Annotated in this window: 13 protein-coding genes; 5 read left to right on the forward strand and 8 right to left on the reverse strand. The window is 61.5% G+C overall.

The genetic code is table 11. The features are described 5' to 3' along the window. Positions 1-113: 113 nt before the first annotated feature. Complete coding sequence (locus SLW75_RS17850; protein WP_410928282.1) at positions 114-1034, reverse strand: LysR substrate-binding domain-containing protein; 921 nt, start codon at positions 1032-1034, stop codon at positions 114-116. Positions 1035-1198: 164 nt separating this feature from the next. Here SLW75_RS17850 and SLW75_RS17855 point away from each other — a divergent pair, with 164 nt between their 5' ends. Beyond that, complete coding sequence (locus tag SLW75_RS17855; protein ID WP_065988257.1) at positions 1199-2581, forward strand: NorM family multidrug efflux MATE transporter; 1383 nt, start codon at positions 1199-1201, stop codon at positions 2579-2581. 34 nt (positions 2582-2615) lie between these two features. On the opposite strand, the gene SLW75_RS17860 is transcribed toward SLW75_RS17855, so the two are convergent. Continuing rightward, on the reverse strand, positions 2616-4286 hold the full coding sequence (locus SLW75_RS17860; protein ID WP_065988256.1) for a putative bifunctional diguanylate cyclase/phosphodiesterase: 1671 nt from the start codon (positions 4284-4286) through the stop codon (positions 2616-2618). Between the two features lie 201 nt (positions 4287-4487). Here SLW75_RS17860 and rep point away from each other — a divergent pair, with 201 nt between their 5' ends. From rep to SLW75_RS17880, 4 genes are all read left to right on the forward strand, one after another. Continuing rightward, on the forward strand, positions 4488-6497 hold the full coding sequence (rep, locus tag SLW75_RS17865) for a DNA helicase Rep (RefSeq protein WP_074892658.1): 2010 nt from the start codon (positions 4488-4490) through the stop codon (positions 6495-6497). Between the two features lie 39 nt (positions 6498-6536). Then, positions 6537-7106 carry a xanthine phosphoribosyltransferase gene (locus SLW75_RS17870; protein ID WP_410935064.1) on the forward strand — a complete coding sequence of 190 codons (570 nt, stop codon included), beginning with the start codon at positions 6537-6539 and terminating at the stop codon, positions 7104-7106. Positions 7107-7149: 43 nt separating this feature from the next. Beyond that, entirely contained in the window at positions 7150-8034 is an 885-nt protein-coding gene (locus tag SLW75_RS17875; protein ID WP_410935065.1) for an MBL fold metallo-hydrolase, read from the forward strand. Between the two features lie 82 nt (positions 8035-8116). Beyond that, the gene (locus tag SLW75_RS17880) at positions 8117-8932 is read left to right on the forward strand and encodes a sulfite exporter TauE/SafE family protein (protein ID WP_065988252.1); all 816 of its coding nucleotides are present in this window, start codon (positions 8117-8119) and stop codon (positions 8930-8932) included. Positions 8933-8966: 34 nt separating this feature from the next. Here the strand turns inward: SLW75_RS17880 and SLW75_RS17885 are convergent, their stop codons facing one another. From SLW75_RS17885 to dadA, 6 genes are all read right to left on the reverse strand, one after another. Beyond that, positions 8967-10889, reverse strand: a complete 1923-nt coding sequence (locus SLW75_RS17885) for an acetyl-CoA hydrolase/transferase C-terminal domain-containing protein (protein ID WP_410935066.1) — start codon at positions 10887-10889, stop codon at positions 8967-8969. 106 nt (positions 10890-10995) lie between these two features. Continuing rightward, positions 10996-11259: a DUF2845 domain-containing protein gene (locus tag SLW75_RS17890; protein ID WP_410935067.1), complete on the reverse strand. Its 264-nt coding sequence runs from the start codon at positions 11257-11259 to the stop codon at positions 10996-10998. Positions 11260-11306: 47 nt separating this feature from the next. Further along, entirely contained in the window at positions 11307-11855 is a 549-nt protein-coding gene (locus tag SLW75_RS17895) for a cupin domain-containing protein (RefSeq protein ID WP_065988249.1), read from the reverse strand. Positions 11856-12015: 160 nt separating this feature from the next. Then, positions 12016-13089, reverse strand: coding sequence for an alanine racemase (gene alr / locus SLW75_RS17900; protein ID WP_410935068.1), 1074 nt, complete (start codon positions 13087-13089; stop codon positions 12016-12018). A gap of 44 nt (positions 13090-13133) precedes the next feature. Next, positions 13134-13487, reverse strand: coding sequence for a RidA family protein (locus SLW75_RS17905; RefSeq protein ID WP_065988247.1), 354 nt, complete (start codon positions 13485-13487; stop codon positions 13134-13136). After that, entirely contained in the window at positions 13459-14760 is a 1302-nt protein-coding gene (gene dadA, locus SLW75_RS17910; RefSeq protein ID WP_410935069.1) for a D-amino acid dehydrogenase, read from the reverse strand. Before dadA ends, SLW75_RS17905 begins: the two co-directional genes overlap by 29 nt. Positions 14761-14774 lie beyond the last annotated feature (14 nt).

The following is a 14774-nucleotide window of genomic DNA, read 5'->3' on the forward strand; positions in this document are numbered from 1 at the left end:
AATACACCTTCGGCGGACAAACGAAATACTTGAGTCCTACATCGTTTCAGGACGGAATTAATCCCCTCTTTGGCTGTCCTGCGTCCGCTTTCGATGGCCGAGCGCTTTACGGCTCACTCCAGAATCGTCACGTCCGGCAATTCCATCGCCTGCACCTCGCCCTGCAAAAAGTCACTCAACCGCCGCATACGCTCGCCGCCCGGCCGAGTCTTTGGCCAGACAAGGTAGTAGTTTTCCCCGCTGACCACCGCTGTGCGCCACGGCAGGCTCAGTCGGCCCTGGGCGACATCCTCCGCCACCATCAGCAGATCGCCCATGGAAACGCCGTAACCCCGGGCCGCCGCAATCATGCCCAGCTCCAGCGTGTCGAAGACCTGCCCTCCCTTGAGCGAGACCCGGTCAGACAAATCCATGCGCTCCAGCCATCGGCGCCAGTCGCGACGGTCGGGCGTGGGATGCAACAGTTCGGCGCCAGCCAGTCGCTCGGCATCCCAAGGCGCATCATCCAGCAGCGTCGGCGCGCCCACGGGAATCAGCAGCTCAGGGAACAGGTAGGTCGCCTCCCACTCCGGCGGGAAGTGCCCATGGCTGAGCAACACCGCGCAATCGAATGGCTCCTGGGTGAAGTCGACGCTGTCGATGTCCATCCAGGCGCTGGTCAGCTGGACTTCGTTGCCCACCTGCAGATGGCGGAAACGACTCAGCCGCGCCAGCAACCAGCGCATGGTCAGGGTCGATGGAGCCTTCATGCGCAAGATGCCCTCCTCCGCCATCAACGCGCTGCAGGCTCGCTCCAAGGCCAAAAAACCTTCCCGTACGCCCGGCAGCAACTCACGCGCGGCCTCGGTAAGCTGCAGATTGCGACCGTTGCGGCGAAACAGACGGCAGGCGAAATGCTCTTCGAGCGTGCGGATATGCCGACTGACCGCGCTTTGGGTGATCGACAGCTCTTCAGCGGCACGCGTGAACGAACTGTGTCGCGCAGCGGCTTCAAACGCGCGCAGGGCATACAGTGGCGGAAGGGTGCGTGACATCGACGGGTATCCCTCAGGCAGTCGGGCAGGTGAGATCACTCTACTAAAGAAATATCAGGATGAGTTTTACTCATGCGAGAGATCGCATTTATCCCTTTGTGCATCCCCGCCTGAATCCCCACAATGACCGGCCTGCCAACACCCGTAACCCGAGCGCAAAGACCATGCACCAGCACGCCTTCAAAGAACTGTGGATCATCCTGCGTCTGGCCGGGCCGCTGATTGCTTCGCAGATGGCGCACATGCTGATGGTGTTCACCGACACCGTAATGATGGGCAAACTGGGCCCGGAATCCCTGGCCGGTGGCGGGCTGGGTGCGGCGAGCTATAACTTCGTGTCGTTCTTCTGCGTGGGTGTCATGGCCGCAGTCGGCACGTTGGTTGCCATCCGCAAGGGCGCGAACGATCACGCAGGCGTTACACGCTTGACCCAGGCCGGTTTGTGGCTGGCATGGGGCATGGCGCTGATTGCCGCGCTGATCCTGTGGAACCTCGAGCCGATTTTGCTGCAGTTTGGTCAAGATGAAGCCAACGTGCACATGGCCAGTGAATTCCTGATCACGCTGCCATTGGCGCTGCCCGGCCTTCTGAGCTTCATGGCCCTGCGCGGATTCACCAGTGCGCTGGGGCGCGCCACACCCGTGATGGTGATCAGCCTGGTGGGCGTGGCGCTCAACTTCGGGCTCAATTACGCCTTTATCCACGGACTGTTCGGCCTGCCGCACTGGGGCCTGATGGGCATTGGCCTGGTCACGGCCATTGTCACCAACGCCATGGCCCTGGCCCTCGCACTTCACATTCGTTATCACAGCGCCTACGCGGCGTACCCCCTTCACAAAGAACTGATGAAACTCTCGCGCAGCTGCCTGAAAGAGCTGTGGCGCCTGGGCCTGCCCATTGGCGGCACGTACGCGGTGGAAGTCGGGCTGTTCACCTTTGCGGCGTTCTGCATGGGGGCCATGGGCAGCACACAGATGGCCGCGCACCAGATCGCCCTTCAATCGGTGTCGATGGCGTTCATGGTTCCAGTCGGGATTTCCTATGCGGTGACCATGCGCATCGGCTTGCACTACGGGGCGGGAAATCTGCTGCTGGCGCGCACTGCCGGACGCATGGGGATTGGTTTTGGCGGGCTGCTGATGCTGTCGTTCGGCATTCTGTTCTGGGTCGCGCCCCACGCCGTCATCGGGTTGTTCGTGGACGTCAACGATCCGAAATACCAGGGAGTGGTCGAGCTGGCGGTGAAGTTGCTGGCCATCGCCGCCTGGTTCGAGATTCTCGACGGCACGCAGACCATTGCCATGGGTGCCATTCGAGGTTTCAAGGACGCAAAAACCACGTTTCTGATCGGGCTGGCGAGCTACTGGGTGGTCGGCGCGCCGTTGGCGTGGGGCCTTGGGTTTTTGGCGAACCAGGGCGCGGTGGGCGTGTGGTGGGGACTGGCGATCGGCCTGCTCTGCTCTGCGGTCGCACTGACCTGGGCATTCGAGCGCAAGACGGCGCGACTGCTGCGTAAAGAGGCGACGGGCGTTGTGGTGATGGGGTAGGCGAACTCAGACCTGTAGGGCCGTGCGTGGCTCCTCAAGTCCCCTGCAGTCCCTTTCTCTGCACCTGATGCATCGCCAGATACTCCGTCAGCTCTGGCAACGCAAGCGGGTGGCTGATGAGAAACCCTTGGACCTGATCGCAGTTGAAGCTGCGCAGCAAGGCCAGTTGCTCAGGGGTTTCAACACCTTCGGCCACCACTTCGAGGCTGAGGTTGTGGGCCAGGTTGATCATGGCGTGGACCAGCTTGCGGTTTTCCTCGCGCTGCTCCATTTCACCGACAAAGCTCTTGTCGATCTTCAGCAGCGTGATCGGCAGGCTATTGAGGTGCACGAAGGATGAAAACCCGGTGCCGAAATCGTCCAGCGAGAAGCGCACCCCCAGGCGACCCAGCGCGTCCATGGTCTGCCTGACCAGGTCACTGCGGCGCATGACCGCCGTTTCGGTCAGTTCAAATTCCAGCCATTGCGCGTCAATGCCGCGATCGGCAATCAATCGGCTGAGCGTTGCGAGCAACTGGTTGTCCTGGAATTGACGGAATGAAAGGTTGATCGCCATGTGCAGCGGCGGTACGCCTTTCTCGCGCAACGCCTGCATGTCTCGGAGCGCACGGGCGATGACCCAGTATCCCAGCGGCACGATCAGCCCGCTCTGCTCGGCCAATGGCACGAATTCACTCGGCGGCAACAGCCCACGTTCAGCGTGGCGCCAGCGCACCAGTGCCTCAAGCCCCAGAATGTGCCCGGTGTTCAGGCACAGGCGCGGTTGGTAATGCAGCTCCAGCTCGTCGCGACGCAAGGCGCGGCGCAGCTCGCTTTCCAGGTCGGCGAGGCTTCGGGCATTGCGGTTGATGCGTTCGTTGAAGACGTGAAACGTGCAGCCCTGCGTGCCTTTGGCCTGCTGCATGGCGATATGCGCATGCCACATCAAGGGATCGGCGCCGCCATTGATGCGCGCATAGGCGATGCCCAGGCTGCACCCGATCAACAGGCTTTCGCCATCGACCCAATACGGTTCGGACAAGGCTTCGGTGATGCGCTCGGCAATGGACTCCGCCCGCTCAGGGGCACGTCGAGTGTCGATCAGAAGGGCGAATTCATCGCTGCCCAGTCGTGCCAGTTGATCGCACGCTTCCAGTTGGCCTTTCAGCCGCGCCACGACTTGCAGGATCAGTCGATCGCCTGCCTGATGACCCAACGCGTCATTGGCGCGGCGGAAGTTGTCCAGGTCCAGATGCCCAAGGGCCAGACCTCGACCGTCGAACTCGGCCAGCCGGGCGGCCAACAGGGTCTGAAAGCCCTGGCGGTTGGCGATACCGGTAAGAGGGTCTTGCTCGGCGAGGCGATTGAGCGTGGTTTCCAGCACGCCCCGTTCGCGCACATGACGCAGACAACGGCGCAAGGCCTGCGGAGTGAGCGCATCGCGCACCAGCCAGTCGCTGACGCCGACGGGCTCTTCGTCCGGCTCCGTGTCAAAAAGCAATACGGTGGGCCAGTTGCATTGGCCGGCGGCGGGCTGAAGGGCTTCAGTGGTGAAAAGGATTCCAGGGGCTGCGAGGTCTGTTTGATCGCCAACGGCGTCCCAGCTCGACGCGCAGTCCAGGACGGCGGCGTCTACGAGCGGCGCCAGGCACTCGCGCAACGATGCCGGCCATTCGGGCGTGTCCGCCAGAAGCAGCAAGCGCAAGGGTTCGACAGGCGTAGACAAGCTAACTCCCCACACAAACGTAAAGACCTTGGCGCACCCCCGAATGAGGGTCGTCAAACGCGATAATCATCCGCAGTAGGCAAATGTAACAAAACGGCGAAATATAGATAGCGCGGCGCATCACAGTGTCGGACGGTGGCTGCGAAATCCGCTGACCCTGTTAAAATGCCCGCCCTTTTCAAAGCGACCCCACTTGTCCCCATGTCCCGACTCAATCCCCGGCAACAGGAAGCCGTGAACTACGTCGGCGGCCCTCTTTTGGTGCTCGCCGGCGCTGGCTCCGGCAAGACCAGCGTGATCACACGCAAGATTGCCCACCTCATCCAGAACTGCGGCATCCGTGCCCAGTACATCGTCGCCATGACCTTTACCAACAAGGCGGCGCGGGAGATGAAGGAGCGCGTCGGGACCCTTCTGCGCAGCGGCGAAGGGCGCGGCCTGACCGTTTCGACGTTTCACAACCTGGGCCTGAACATCATCCGCAAGGAACACGCCCGTCTGGGGTACAAGCCCGGGTTCTCGATCTTCGACGAGACCGACGTCAAGGCGCTGATGACGGACATCATGCAGAAGGAATACTCGGGCGACGACGGCGTCGACGAGATCAAGAACATGATCGGCGCCTGGAAAAACGAACTGATTCTGCCGCCCGAAGCCCTCGCCAATTCGCGCAACCCCAAGGAACAGACCGCCGCCATCGTCTACAGCCACTACCAGCGCACGCTCAAGGCGTACAACGCGGTGGATTTCGACGACCTGATTCTGCTGCCGGTGAAGCTGTTCGAAGAGCACGCCGACATTCTGGAAAAGTGGCAGCACAAGGTGCGCTACCTCCTCGTCGACGAATACCAGGACACCAACGCCAGCCAGTACCTGCTGGTGAAGATGCTCATCGGCACGCGCTGCCAGTTCACCGTTGTGGGTGACGACGACCAGTCGATCTACGCCTGGCGCGGCGCGCGGCCGGAAAACCTGATGCTGCTCAAGGACGATTACCCGTCGTTGAAAGTGGTAATGCTGGAGCAAAACTACCGCTCTACCAGCCGTATTCTGCGCTGCGCCAACGTGCTGATCGCCAACAACCCCCACGCGTTCGAGAAACAGCTCTGGAGCGAGATGGGCCACGGCGATGAAATCCGTGTGATTCGTTGCAAGAACGAAGACGCCGAAGCCGAGCGCGTGGCCATCGAAATTCTCAGCCTGCACCTGCGCACCGACCGGCCGTACAGCGACTTCGCGATCCTCTATCGCGGTAACTATCAGGCCAAGCTGATCGAGCTGAAGCTGCAGCACCATCAGATTCCGTATCGGCTGTCCGGGGGCAACAGCTTCTTCGGACGTCAGGAAGTGAAAGACCTGATGGCCTATTTCCGCCTGCTGGTGAACCCGGATGACGACAACGCCTTCCTGCGCGTGATCAACGTCCCGCGCCGGGAAATCGGCTCGACAACCCTTGAGAAGCTGGGCAACTACTCCACCGAGCGCAAGGTGTCGATGTATGCCGCGACCGACGAGATCGGCCTGGGCGAGCATCTGGACGCCCGCTTCACCGACCGCCTCAGACGCTTCAAACACTGGATGGACGGCGTGCGCCAGCAATGCGCGACGCAGGACCCGATTGCCGCTTTGCGCAGCATGGTCATGGACATTGATTACGAAAACTGGATTCGTCAGAACAGCTCCAGCGACAAGGCCGCCGACTACCGCATGGGCAACGTGTGGTTCCTGATCGAGGCGCTGAAAAACACGCTGGAGAAGGACGAAGAAGGCGGCATGACCATCGAGGAGGCCATCGGCAAGCTGGTCCTGCGCGACATGCTCGAACGTCAGCAGGAAGAGGAAGACGGCGCCGAAGGCGTGCAGATGATGACCCTGCACGCCTCCAAGGGTCTGGAATTTCCGTACGTGTTCATCATGGGCATGGAAGAGGAAATCCTCCCGCACCGCTCCAGTATCGAGGCCGACACCATCGAAGAAGAGCGCCGTCTGGCCTACGTGGGCATCACCCGCGCGCGGCAGACGCTGGCGTTCACCTTTGCGGCCAAGCGCAAGCAGTACGGCGAAATCATCGATTGCCTGCCGAGCCGGTTCCTCGACGAACTGCCGCCGGACGATCTCGCCTGGGAAGGCAACGATGACACGCCCGTCGAAGTCAAAGCCGTACGCGGCAACACAGCCTTGGCGGACATACGCGCCATGCTGAAAAGATAACGTTTATTTCGCGCACATTGCGCTCTGAGGACCACCCACGTGGAAGCACTGCACAAGAAAATTCGCGACGAAGGCATCGTGCTTTCCGACCAGGTATTGAAGGTCGACGCGTTTCTCAACCATCAGATCGACCCGGTGCTGATGCAGCAGATCGGCGACGAATTCGCCGCGCTGTTCGCCGACTCGGGCATCACCAAAATCGTCACCATCGAGGCGTCGGGCATCGCCCCTGCGGTCATGACCGGTTTGAAGATGGGCGTTCCGGTGATTTTCGCGCGCAAGCATCAGTCGCTGACCCTCACTGAAAACATGTTTTCCGCGGCGGTGTACTCGTTCACCAAGCAGACCGAAAGCACCATCGCCATTTCTACCCGTCACCTGAACAGCAGCGATCGTGTGCTGATCATCGACGACTTCCTGGCCAACGGTAAGGCGTCACAGGCGCTGATCTCGATCATCAAGCAAGCGGGCGCGACGGTCGCCGGCCTGGGTATCGTGATCGAGAAGTCATTTCAGGGCGGCCGCGCCGAACTGGATGGCCAGGGCTATCGTGTAGAGTCACTGGCGCGCGTGCAGTCGTTGAAAGATGGCGTTGTAACGTTCGTTTGATACCTGCTTCAGCATTCCTGTACCGGCAATAAAGGAGAGCATCATGATCATTGGCGAAAAACTGAGCGTAGAGGCGTTCTTCGATCCGCAGACCTCGACCATCAGTTACCTGGTCATTGACCGCTCTACGCTTCAGGCCGCGCTGATCGACAGCGTGCTGGATTACGACCCTAAATCCGGGCGCACCAGCACGCAATCTGCGGACAAGCTGATCGGCAGGGTCCGCGAGCTGGGCGTGTCGGTGCAGTGGATTCTGGAAACCCACGTCCACGCCGATCACGTCTCGGCGGCGGCCTACCTGAAAGAACAGCTCGGCGGCACGGTCGCCATTGGCAGCCACATCACCCGCGTGCAGAAAGTCTTCGGCACGCTGTTCAACGCCAAAGGCGACTTCGCCCGTGATGGCAGCCAGTTCGACCGGCTGCTGGAAGATGACGCGCATTTTCAGATTGGCACGCTGCAGGCCAGAGCCATGCACACCCCTGGCCACACACCGGCGTGCATGACGTACGTGATTGAAGCTGGCAATGAACCGGTGGCGTTTGTCGGCGATACCCTGTTCATGCCCGACTACGGCACCGCTCGTTGCGACTTCCCCGGTGCCGATGCGCGCACGCTGTATCGCTCGGTTGGCCGGATCCTCGGCCTGCCGCCGCAGACGCGTCTGTTCATGTGTCACGACTACCTGCCCAACGGCCGAGAGTTGATGTTCATGACCACCGTTGCCGAGCAACGCGCCAGCAATATCCACGTGCGTGAAGGCATCGACGAGGACGCCTTTGTGGAGATGCGCGAGAAGCGCGATGCCACCCTCGACATGCCCGTGCTGATCCTGCCTTCGGTGCAGATCAACATGCGCGGCGGCAATCTGCCGGAAGCGGAGGACAACGGCGTGCGCTACCTGAAAGTCCCGATCAATGCGGTGTAAGTGCTGCCAGGCGCGCTGATCCCGCGCGCTCACCGACTGAACACCCACCTCCGGACAGACCCACGGGACTTGCTGACTTAACATGAATGAACACGAACTGATCGGAGCCGGCCTCGGTACGATCATTGGCGCGGTGTTGGGGCTGACAGGCGCGGGTGGCGGGATCCTTGCGGTGCCGCTGCTGGTTTTCGGGCTGGGCCTGACAATGATCGAAGCTGCGCCGGTGGGCCTCCTGGCCGTCGGGCTGGCCTCGGCGGTCGGTGCAGCGCTCGGATTGCGCCAAGGCATCGTCCGTTACCGCGCCGCCATTTTCATCGCAATCATTGGCATCGCGCTGTCGCCGGTAGGCCTGTGGCTGGCGCATCAATTGCCCAATGCGCCGCTGGCGTTGGGGTTTGCACTGATTCTGTTTTATGTGTGCGGGCGGATCTACCGCAAAGCCGCTCACGAACTGCGCCACGGCAAGCCGCCGGATCGGGGCGCGTTCAGACCCTGCGTGGTCAATCCGCTGGTGGGTCGCTTGCGCTGGACGCTGCCGTGCGCCCGGTCACTGGCGGCAACCGGCGCGCTGGCCGGCCTATTGTCAGGATTGCTCGGCGTGGGCGGCGGCTTTGTCATCGTGCCGGCCTTAACACGCTACACCGACCTTGAGATGAAAAGCATCGTCGCCACGTCGCTGGCGGTGATCGCACTGGTCTCGACCGGCAGCGTGATCACGGCCAGCGTCAGCGGCGCGATGCACTGGTCAGTGGGCCTGCCGTTCGCCGCCGGGGCTGTCGCGGGACTGATGGCCGGCAGGCAGGTCAGCCGTTACCTCGCCGGCCCGAGGTTGCAGCAGCTGTTCGCTGTTAGCGGCTTCTTCGCCGCCGTGCTGCTGGTGATCAAAACCCTCGGCTGAACGGATGCCACAGTGAACGTGGGAAACATCAGGCCTAAGCCGTCGCCTGCAACCCCGCCAACACCAACCGCTGATACAGCTCGTCCCGCAACCCCTGTGGATGATCGAGGCCCATGCGCTGCAAGTGCTCCGGATACGCGCTCGCGTCAGGCGCTTCCAGCGTGGCCTTGCCCAGCTCGATGATTTCCGTGAGCTTGAACTTGCTTTTCAGCCAGTTCAGCGCGCGCAGCAGATCGCGCTCTTCAGCCGTGAAGTCGCTACCCAGCGGGTATTCGACGAAGAGCGACGGGAACTGATGGCGGATGTCCTTCAACCGCTCGGGCGTGTTCTGGCTGAACAACGGATCAAGGCGGAAATCCTTCGGCAGCTTGCCGGCCTTCTGCGCCTGATCGATCAGGCCCGGCTGGAAGCGTGAGTCGCTGATATTAAGCAATGCCTCGATCACCGCTGAATCGGTCTTGCCGCGTAGATCGGCAATGCCGTACTCCGTGACGACGATGTCACGCAGATGCCTCGGGATTGTCGTGTGCGCATAGTCCCAGACGATATTGGAATTCACCTCCCCGCCCGACTCACGCCAGCTGCGCAGAATCAGCACGGAACGCGCGCCTTCCAGCGCATGGCCCTGAGCGACGAAGTTGTACTGCCCACCCACACCGCTGACCACGCGGCCATCGGCCAACTGATCTGAAACCGCTGCGCCCAGCAACGTGACAGTGAAACAACTGTTGATGAACCGCGCATCGCGCCGCTGCAGACGCTTGAGCGTTTCGTTGCCGTAGAGCTCGTTGATGTAGCTGATCGCGGTCATGTTGATCTGCGCGATCTGCGCCGGCGTGAATTCCCATAGCCGCTCGTAGAAACTGCGCGGGCCGAGAAAGAAGCCGCCGTGAATCAACACGCCGTCGCCATAAACCGACTCGTCCAGAACCCCGTCGTTGGCCATTTGCTGCAGCTCGATGTCGGCGTAAACCTTGCGCCGGATGATCCCCGCGTCCAGCAGCACCAGCAGGCCGTTGACCAGCATTTCGCTGCAGCCATAAAGCCCGGTGGCGAAGGGCATCACCCCGCCTTGGGCCTCGATCAACGGCTTCCAGTTGGAGATGCCGTCCAGCTCGGCCAGGCACGCGCGGTAGGTTTCGTTATCGGCCTGGCGCGCAAGCAAGGCGGCGGTCAGGGCGTCACCCATCGAACCGATGCCGATCTGCAATGTGCCGCCGTCGCGCACCAACGTGCTCGCATACAAGCCGATGAAATGATCCTGGATACCGACCGGCATGTTCGGTGTCGAGAACAGCGTGCTGCGCTCTTCGTGCTCGATCAGCAAGTCGAAGGTGTCGGCGCTTACCTCGGCATCGCCCTGCATGTAGGGCAGGTCCGAGTGGACGTGGCCCAGCATCAGAATGCGCTCGCCCACCCCACGGCGTTTTTCCACCAAGGGCAGCAGGTCGAGGGTGATGTCGGGGTTGCAGCTCAGGCTGAGCTGATCGGGCCGTTGCGGGTCACGGGCGATCAGTTGCGCGATCAGGTTCAGGCCGTTGGCATCAATGTCCCGCGCCGCGTGGCTGTAGTTGCTGCTGACGTAATCCTGCTGCGCTTCGACGCTGCCGAGCAGGCTGCCGGGCTGCATGAAAAACTGCTGGACGTGAACATTGGGCGGGAGGTCGTCCCGGCGCAGGTCGGTGAGAAAATCCAGTTCAGGGTAATCGTCGAAGACGCGCTCCAGAAAGGGCTCCAGAAACCGTCCCTGCAAACCGTCGCCACCATCCGGTCGCCCGAGGCACAGGGCGGTGTAGATGGTCAGGTGCCGATCGGGCAGCGATTTGATCCGGGCATACAACGCGTTGGCAAAACGATTGGGCTTACCCAACCCCAGCGGCATACCCATATGAACATGGGCCGGCAACTCGGCCAGTACGTGATCGACAGCTTGCTCGATCGAGCAGGAATGCGGCATCCGGCCTCTCCTGATTTTGTTATTGGATAGCGGTTGGACCGGGCCTTCAGGGAATTTGCTGCATTGCGCCGCTTGCGCCCTCATAAAACGACTGCCAGTCGGCGACTCAATCCCGCTTCGTCTCGATCTCTACCAGCTTGTCCTCGATAAACCGCAGGTGTTGTTTTGCACCATTACGAGGACCGTACACCCACAAACTAACCTTCGCAAAACCGAGCCTGGGTACGCCGTTGCTTCGCAACGCAGGCATTTGATCAACACTGCTGTCTGGCGCGCCGCACTTCTGGCGGACCACATCGGCGGTGTCACCCAGACTGATAAGCGCCGTGCCGCAGCGCATGGTCGCGTCAGCCGCATCGGCGAACAGCAAGCCGGCCAGCCCTAGGAAGATCAGTGTTCGGTTAATCATGGCGCTGATCAGAAATTCGCCGGCGTGGCAGCGCTGATGAGCCGCGCAGGAACGTCGTAGGGGTTGCGAAAGCGATGGGGTCGGGAGCTCTCGAAGTAGTAACTGTCGCCCTCTTCCAGCACGTAGGTATCAAGACCGACCACCAGTTCAAGACGGCCCTCAACCAGAATCCCGGTCTCCTCGCCCTCGTGCACGAGCATCTCGATGCCCGTGTCGGCACCCGGCGGGTAGACCTCGGAAAGGAACGCAATGGCGCGACTCGGATGGGATTTGCCGACCAGTTTCATGGTCACGGCACCGTCCGAGATATCGATCAGTTCGCTGGCTTTGTAGACCACTTGGGTCGGGTTTTCGGGTTCGAGCTCTTCGGAAAAGAACTCCACCATGGACATCGGTATGCCGCCCAGCACCTTCCGCAGCGAGCTGATCGAGGGGCTGACGCTGTTCTTCTCGATCATGGAGATGGTGCTGTTGGTCACGCCCGCTCGTTTGGCGAGTTCACGCTGGGACAGGCCTTTGAGTTTACGAATGGATTGCAGTCGTTCACCGACGTCCAATGCGGGAGTCCTCCTGATGATCAAGTTAGGTCAAGTGGTCGCCATCATGGCAACAGCGTTCAGTATTTACAACACTTGAGCCCAAGGCCGAATCAGCAAAGGGACTGGCGGCCATAACGGGCCGCGAAGGGGTGATTTGCAGGGGATCGGCGAGCGGCGATCAGGCCTCGGAATAGAGCCTTGGCACGCGCTTGAGATTGCAGAGAATCTGATAGGGAATCATGTCCGCGCTCGACGCAACATCACTGATCAGGATGTGCTTGCCCCACAGCTCGACGCGGCTGCCCACCCCTGCGCCCGGCACGTCGGTGAGGTCGACGCAGAGCATGTCCATCGACACACGCCCGAGCAACTGACTGCGATGACCGTCGACCATCACGGGGGTACCGGTGGGCGCCTGCCGCGGATAGCCGTCGGCATAGCCCATCGCGACCACACCGATGCGCATATTGCGCTCGGCGACGAATGTACCGCCGTAGCCCACTGGCTCACCGACGGGCAGGTCACGCACGCAGATCACCCGGGACTCCAGGGTCATGACCGGCCGCAACCGATCGGCGACCGATTGCGACTGATCAAACGGCGTCGCGCCGTAGAGCATGATCCCCGGACGCACCCAGTCACTTGGCACGCTGGGCCAGCCCATGACGGCGGGGGAATTGCGCAGGCTGACTTCAGCGGCCAACCCGGCACGCGCCGATTGAAAAATCGCCACTTGCTCGTCGGTACGGACGCTGTCGAGTTCGTCGGCGCGAGCGAAGTGGGTCATCAGGACAATCTTGGCGGCCTTGCCGCTGTTCAGCAGCCGTTGGTGCGCCGCCTGAAAATCCGCGGGATGGATGCCAACGCGGTGCATGCCCGAATCCATCTTCAGCCACACATTCAGCGGCTTGCCGAGGGCGGTTTGCTCGATGGCATCGAGTTGCCAGAGGGAATGCACCACGCACCAGAAATCATGCTCGACGATCAGCGCCAGTTCGTCGGCCTCGAAAAAGCCTTCCAGCAGCAGAATCGGAGCCTTGATCCCGGCCTGACGAAGCTCCAGCGCTTCTTCAATGCACGCCACGGCAAAACCATCGGCTTCGGATTCCAGCGCCTGCGCAACCCGCACCGCGCCGTGACCGTAGGCATCCGCTTTGATGACAGCGAGCGCCTTGGCGCCAGCGGTGTCGCGCGCCAGCTGGTAGTTGTGGCGCAAGGCCTGAAGGTCGATAAGGGCGCGGGCTGGACGCATGGTGGGGCTTCTTGTGGGTCAATAGATGGATATAGGTGGATGAGCTACGGCAGCGCCGCAATCACCGACAGTTCAACCAGAATCTCCGGCTCGCACAGCTTGGCTTCAACCGTTGCACGCGCAGGGGCCAGGCCTTTCGGCAGCCAGGTGTCCCAGACGCTGTTCATGCCGGCAAAGTGCGCGTCGATGTCTTTCAGGTAGATCGTCACTGACAGAATGCGGGTCTTGTCGGTACCGGCCAGGTCCAGCAGTCGCTCAATGTTGTGAAGCGTTTCGCGGGTCTGTTGCTCGATCCCCGCCGCCATATCGTCGGCCACTTGCCCGGCAAGGTAAACGGTGCCGTTATGGACGACCAACTGGCTCATGCGCTCATTGGTGAGCTGGCGCTGAATGGACATGTTTTGCGATCTCCCTGGAACTGCCATAACGAGAAATATCGAGGCCTTCAGCACTGATTTGTGGCGTCTTGCGAGTGATAAGGTCAGCCAGCAATCTGCCTGAACCGCAGGCCATCGTCCAACCCAATGTGCCATGGCCAGTGTTGAGGAACAGATTGCGGTACGGCGTTGCGCCGACGATCGGCGTGCCGTCCGGCGTCGTCGGGCGCAGACCGGTCCAGAAGCTGGCCTGCTGCAGGTCGCCGCCGTGAGGATAGAGGTCGTTGACGATCATCTCCAGCGTCTGGCGGCGACGGGGATTGAGCGACAGGTCGAAGCCAGCGATCTCGGCCATGCCGCCCACACGAATACGGTTGTCGAAGCGGGTAATCGCCACCTTGTAGGTCTCGTCAAGGATGGTCGACGTCGGCGCCATCGCCGGGTTGGTGATCGGCACCGTCAGCGAGTAGCCCTTGAGCGGATAAACCGGCGCCTTGATGCCAAGGGGCTTGAGCAGTTGCGGCGAGTAGCTGCCGAGCGCCAGTACGTAGCGGTCAGCCGTTTCGAGTTTTCCGTTGATGCGCACGCCGTTGATGGTGTCGCCCGCGAAATCAATGGATTCGATGGACTGGCCGAAGCGGAACTCAACGCCCAGCTTCACACACATCTCGGCCAGACGCGTGGTGAACAGCTGGCAGTCGCCGGTCTGGTCGTTCGGAAGGCGCAGTGCGCCGCTGAGGATGTTGCTGACGCTGGCCAACGCCGGCTCGACCCGGGCGATGCCTTCACGGTCGAGCACTTCATAAGGCACGCCGGCCTGCTTGAGCACGGCGATGTCCTTGGCGGCGTTATCCAGTTGCTCCTGAGTGCGGAACAGCTGAGTCGTGCCCAGGCTGCGGCCTTCGTAGGCAATGCCGGTCTCGGCACGCAACTCATCGAGGCAGTCGCGGCTGTATTCGGAGAGGCGAACCATGCGCTCTTTGTTCACGGCGTAGCGGTTCTGGGTGCAGTTGCGCAGCATCTGCGCCATCCACAGGTACTGATCGATATCGGCTGTTGCCTTGATGGCCAGCGGCGCGTGGCGCTGCAGCAACCACTTGAGGGCCTTGAGCGGCACACCCGGCGCGGCCCATGGCGAAGCGTAGCCCGGCGAGACCTGCCCGGCGTTGGCGAAACTGGTTTCCATGGCAGCGGCCGGTTGACGGTCAACGACAGTCACCTCGAAGCCCGCACGCGCCAGGTAATACGCACTGGTGGTACCGATTACGCCACTTCCAAGGACCAGAACGCGCATGTTGATTCCCTCAT

The sequence above is a fragment of the Pseudomonas sp. W5-01 genome, from assembly GCF_046540435.1.
In the GTDB taxonomy this organism is placed as follows: domain Bacteria; phylum Pseudomonadota; class Gammaproteobacteria; order Pseudomonadales; family Pseudomonadaceae; genus Aquipseudomonas; species Aquipseudomonas graminis_B.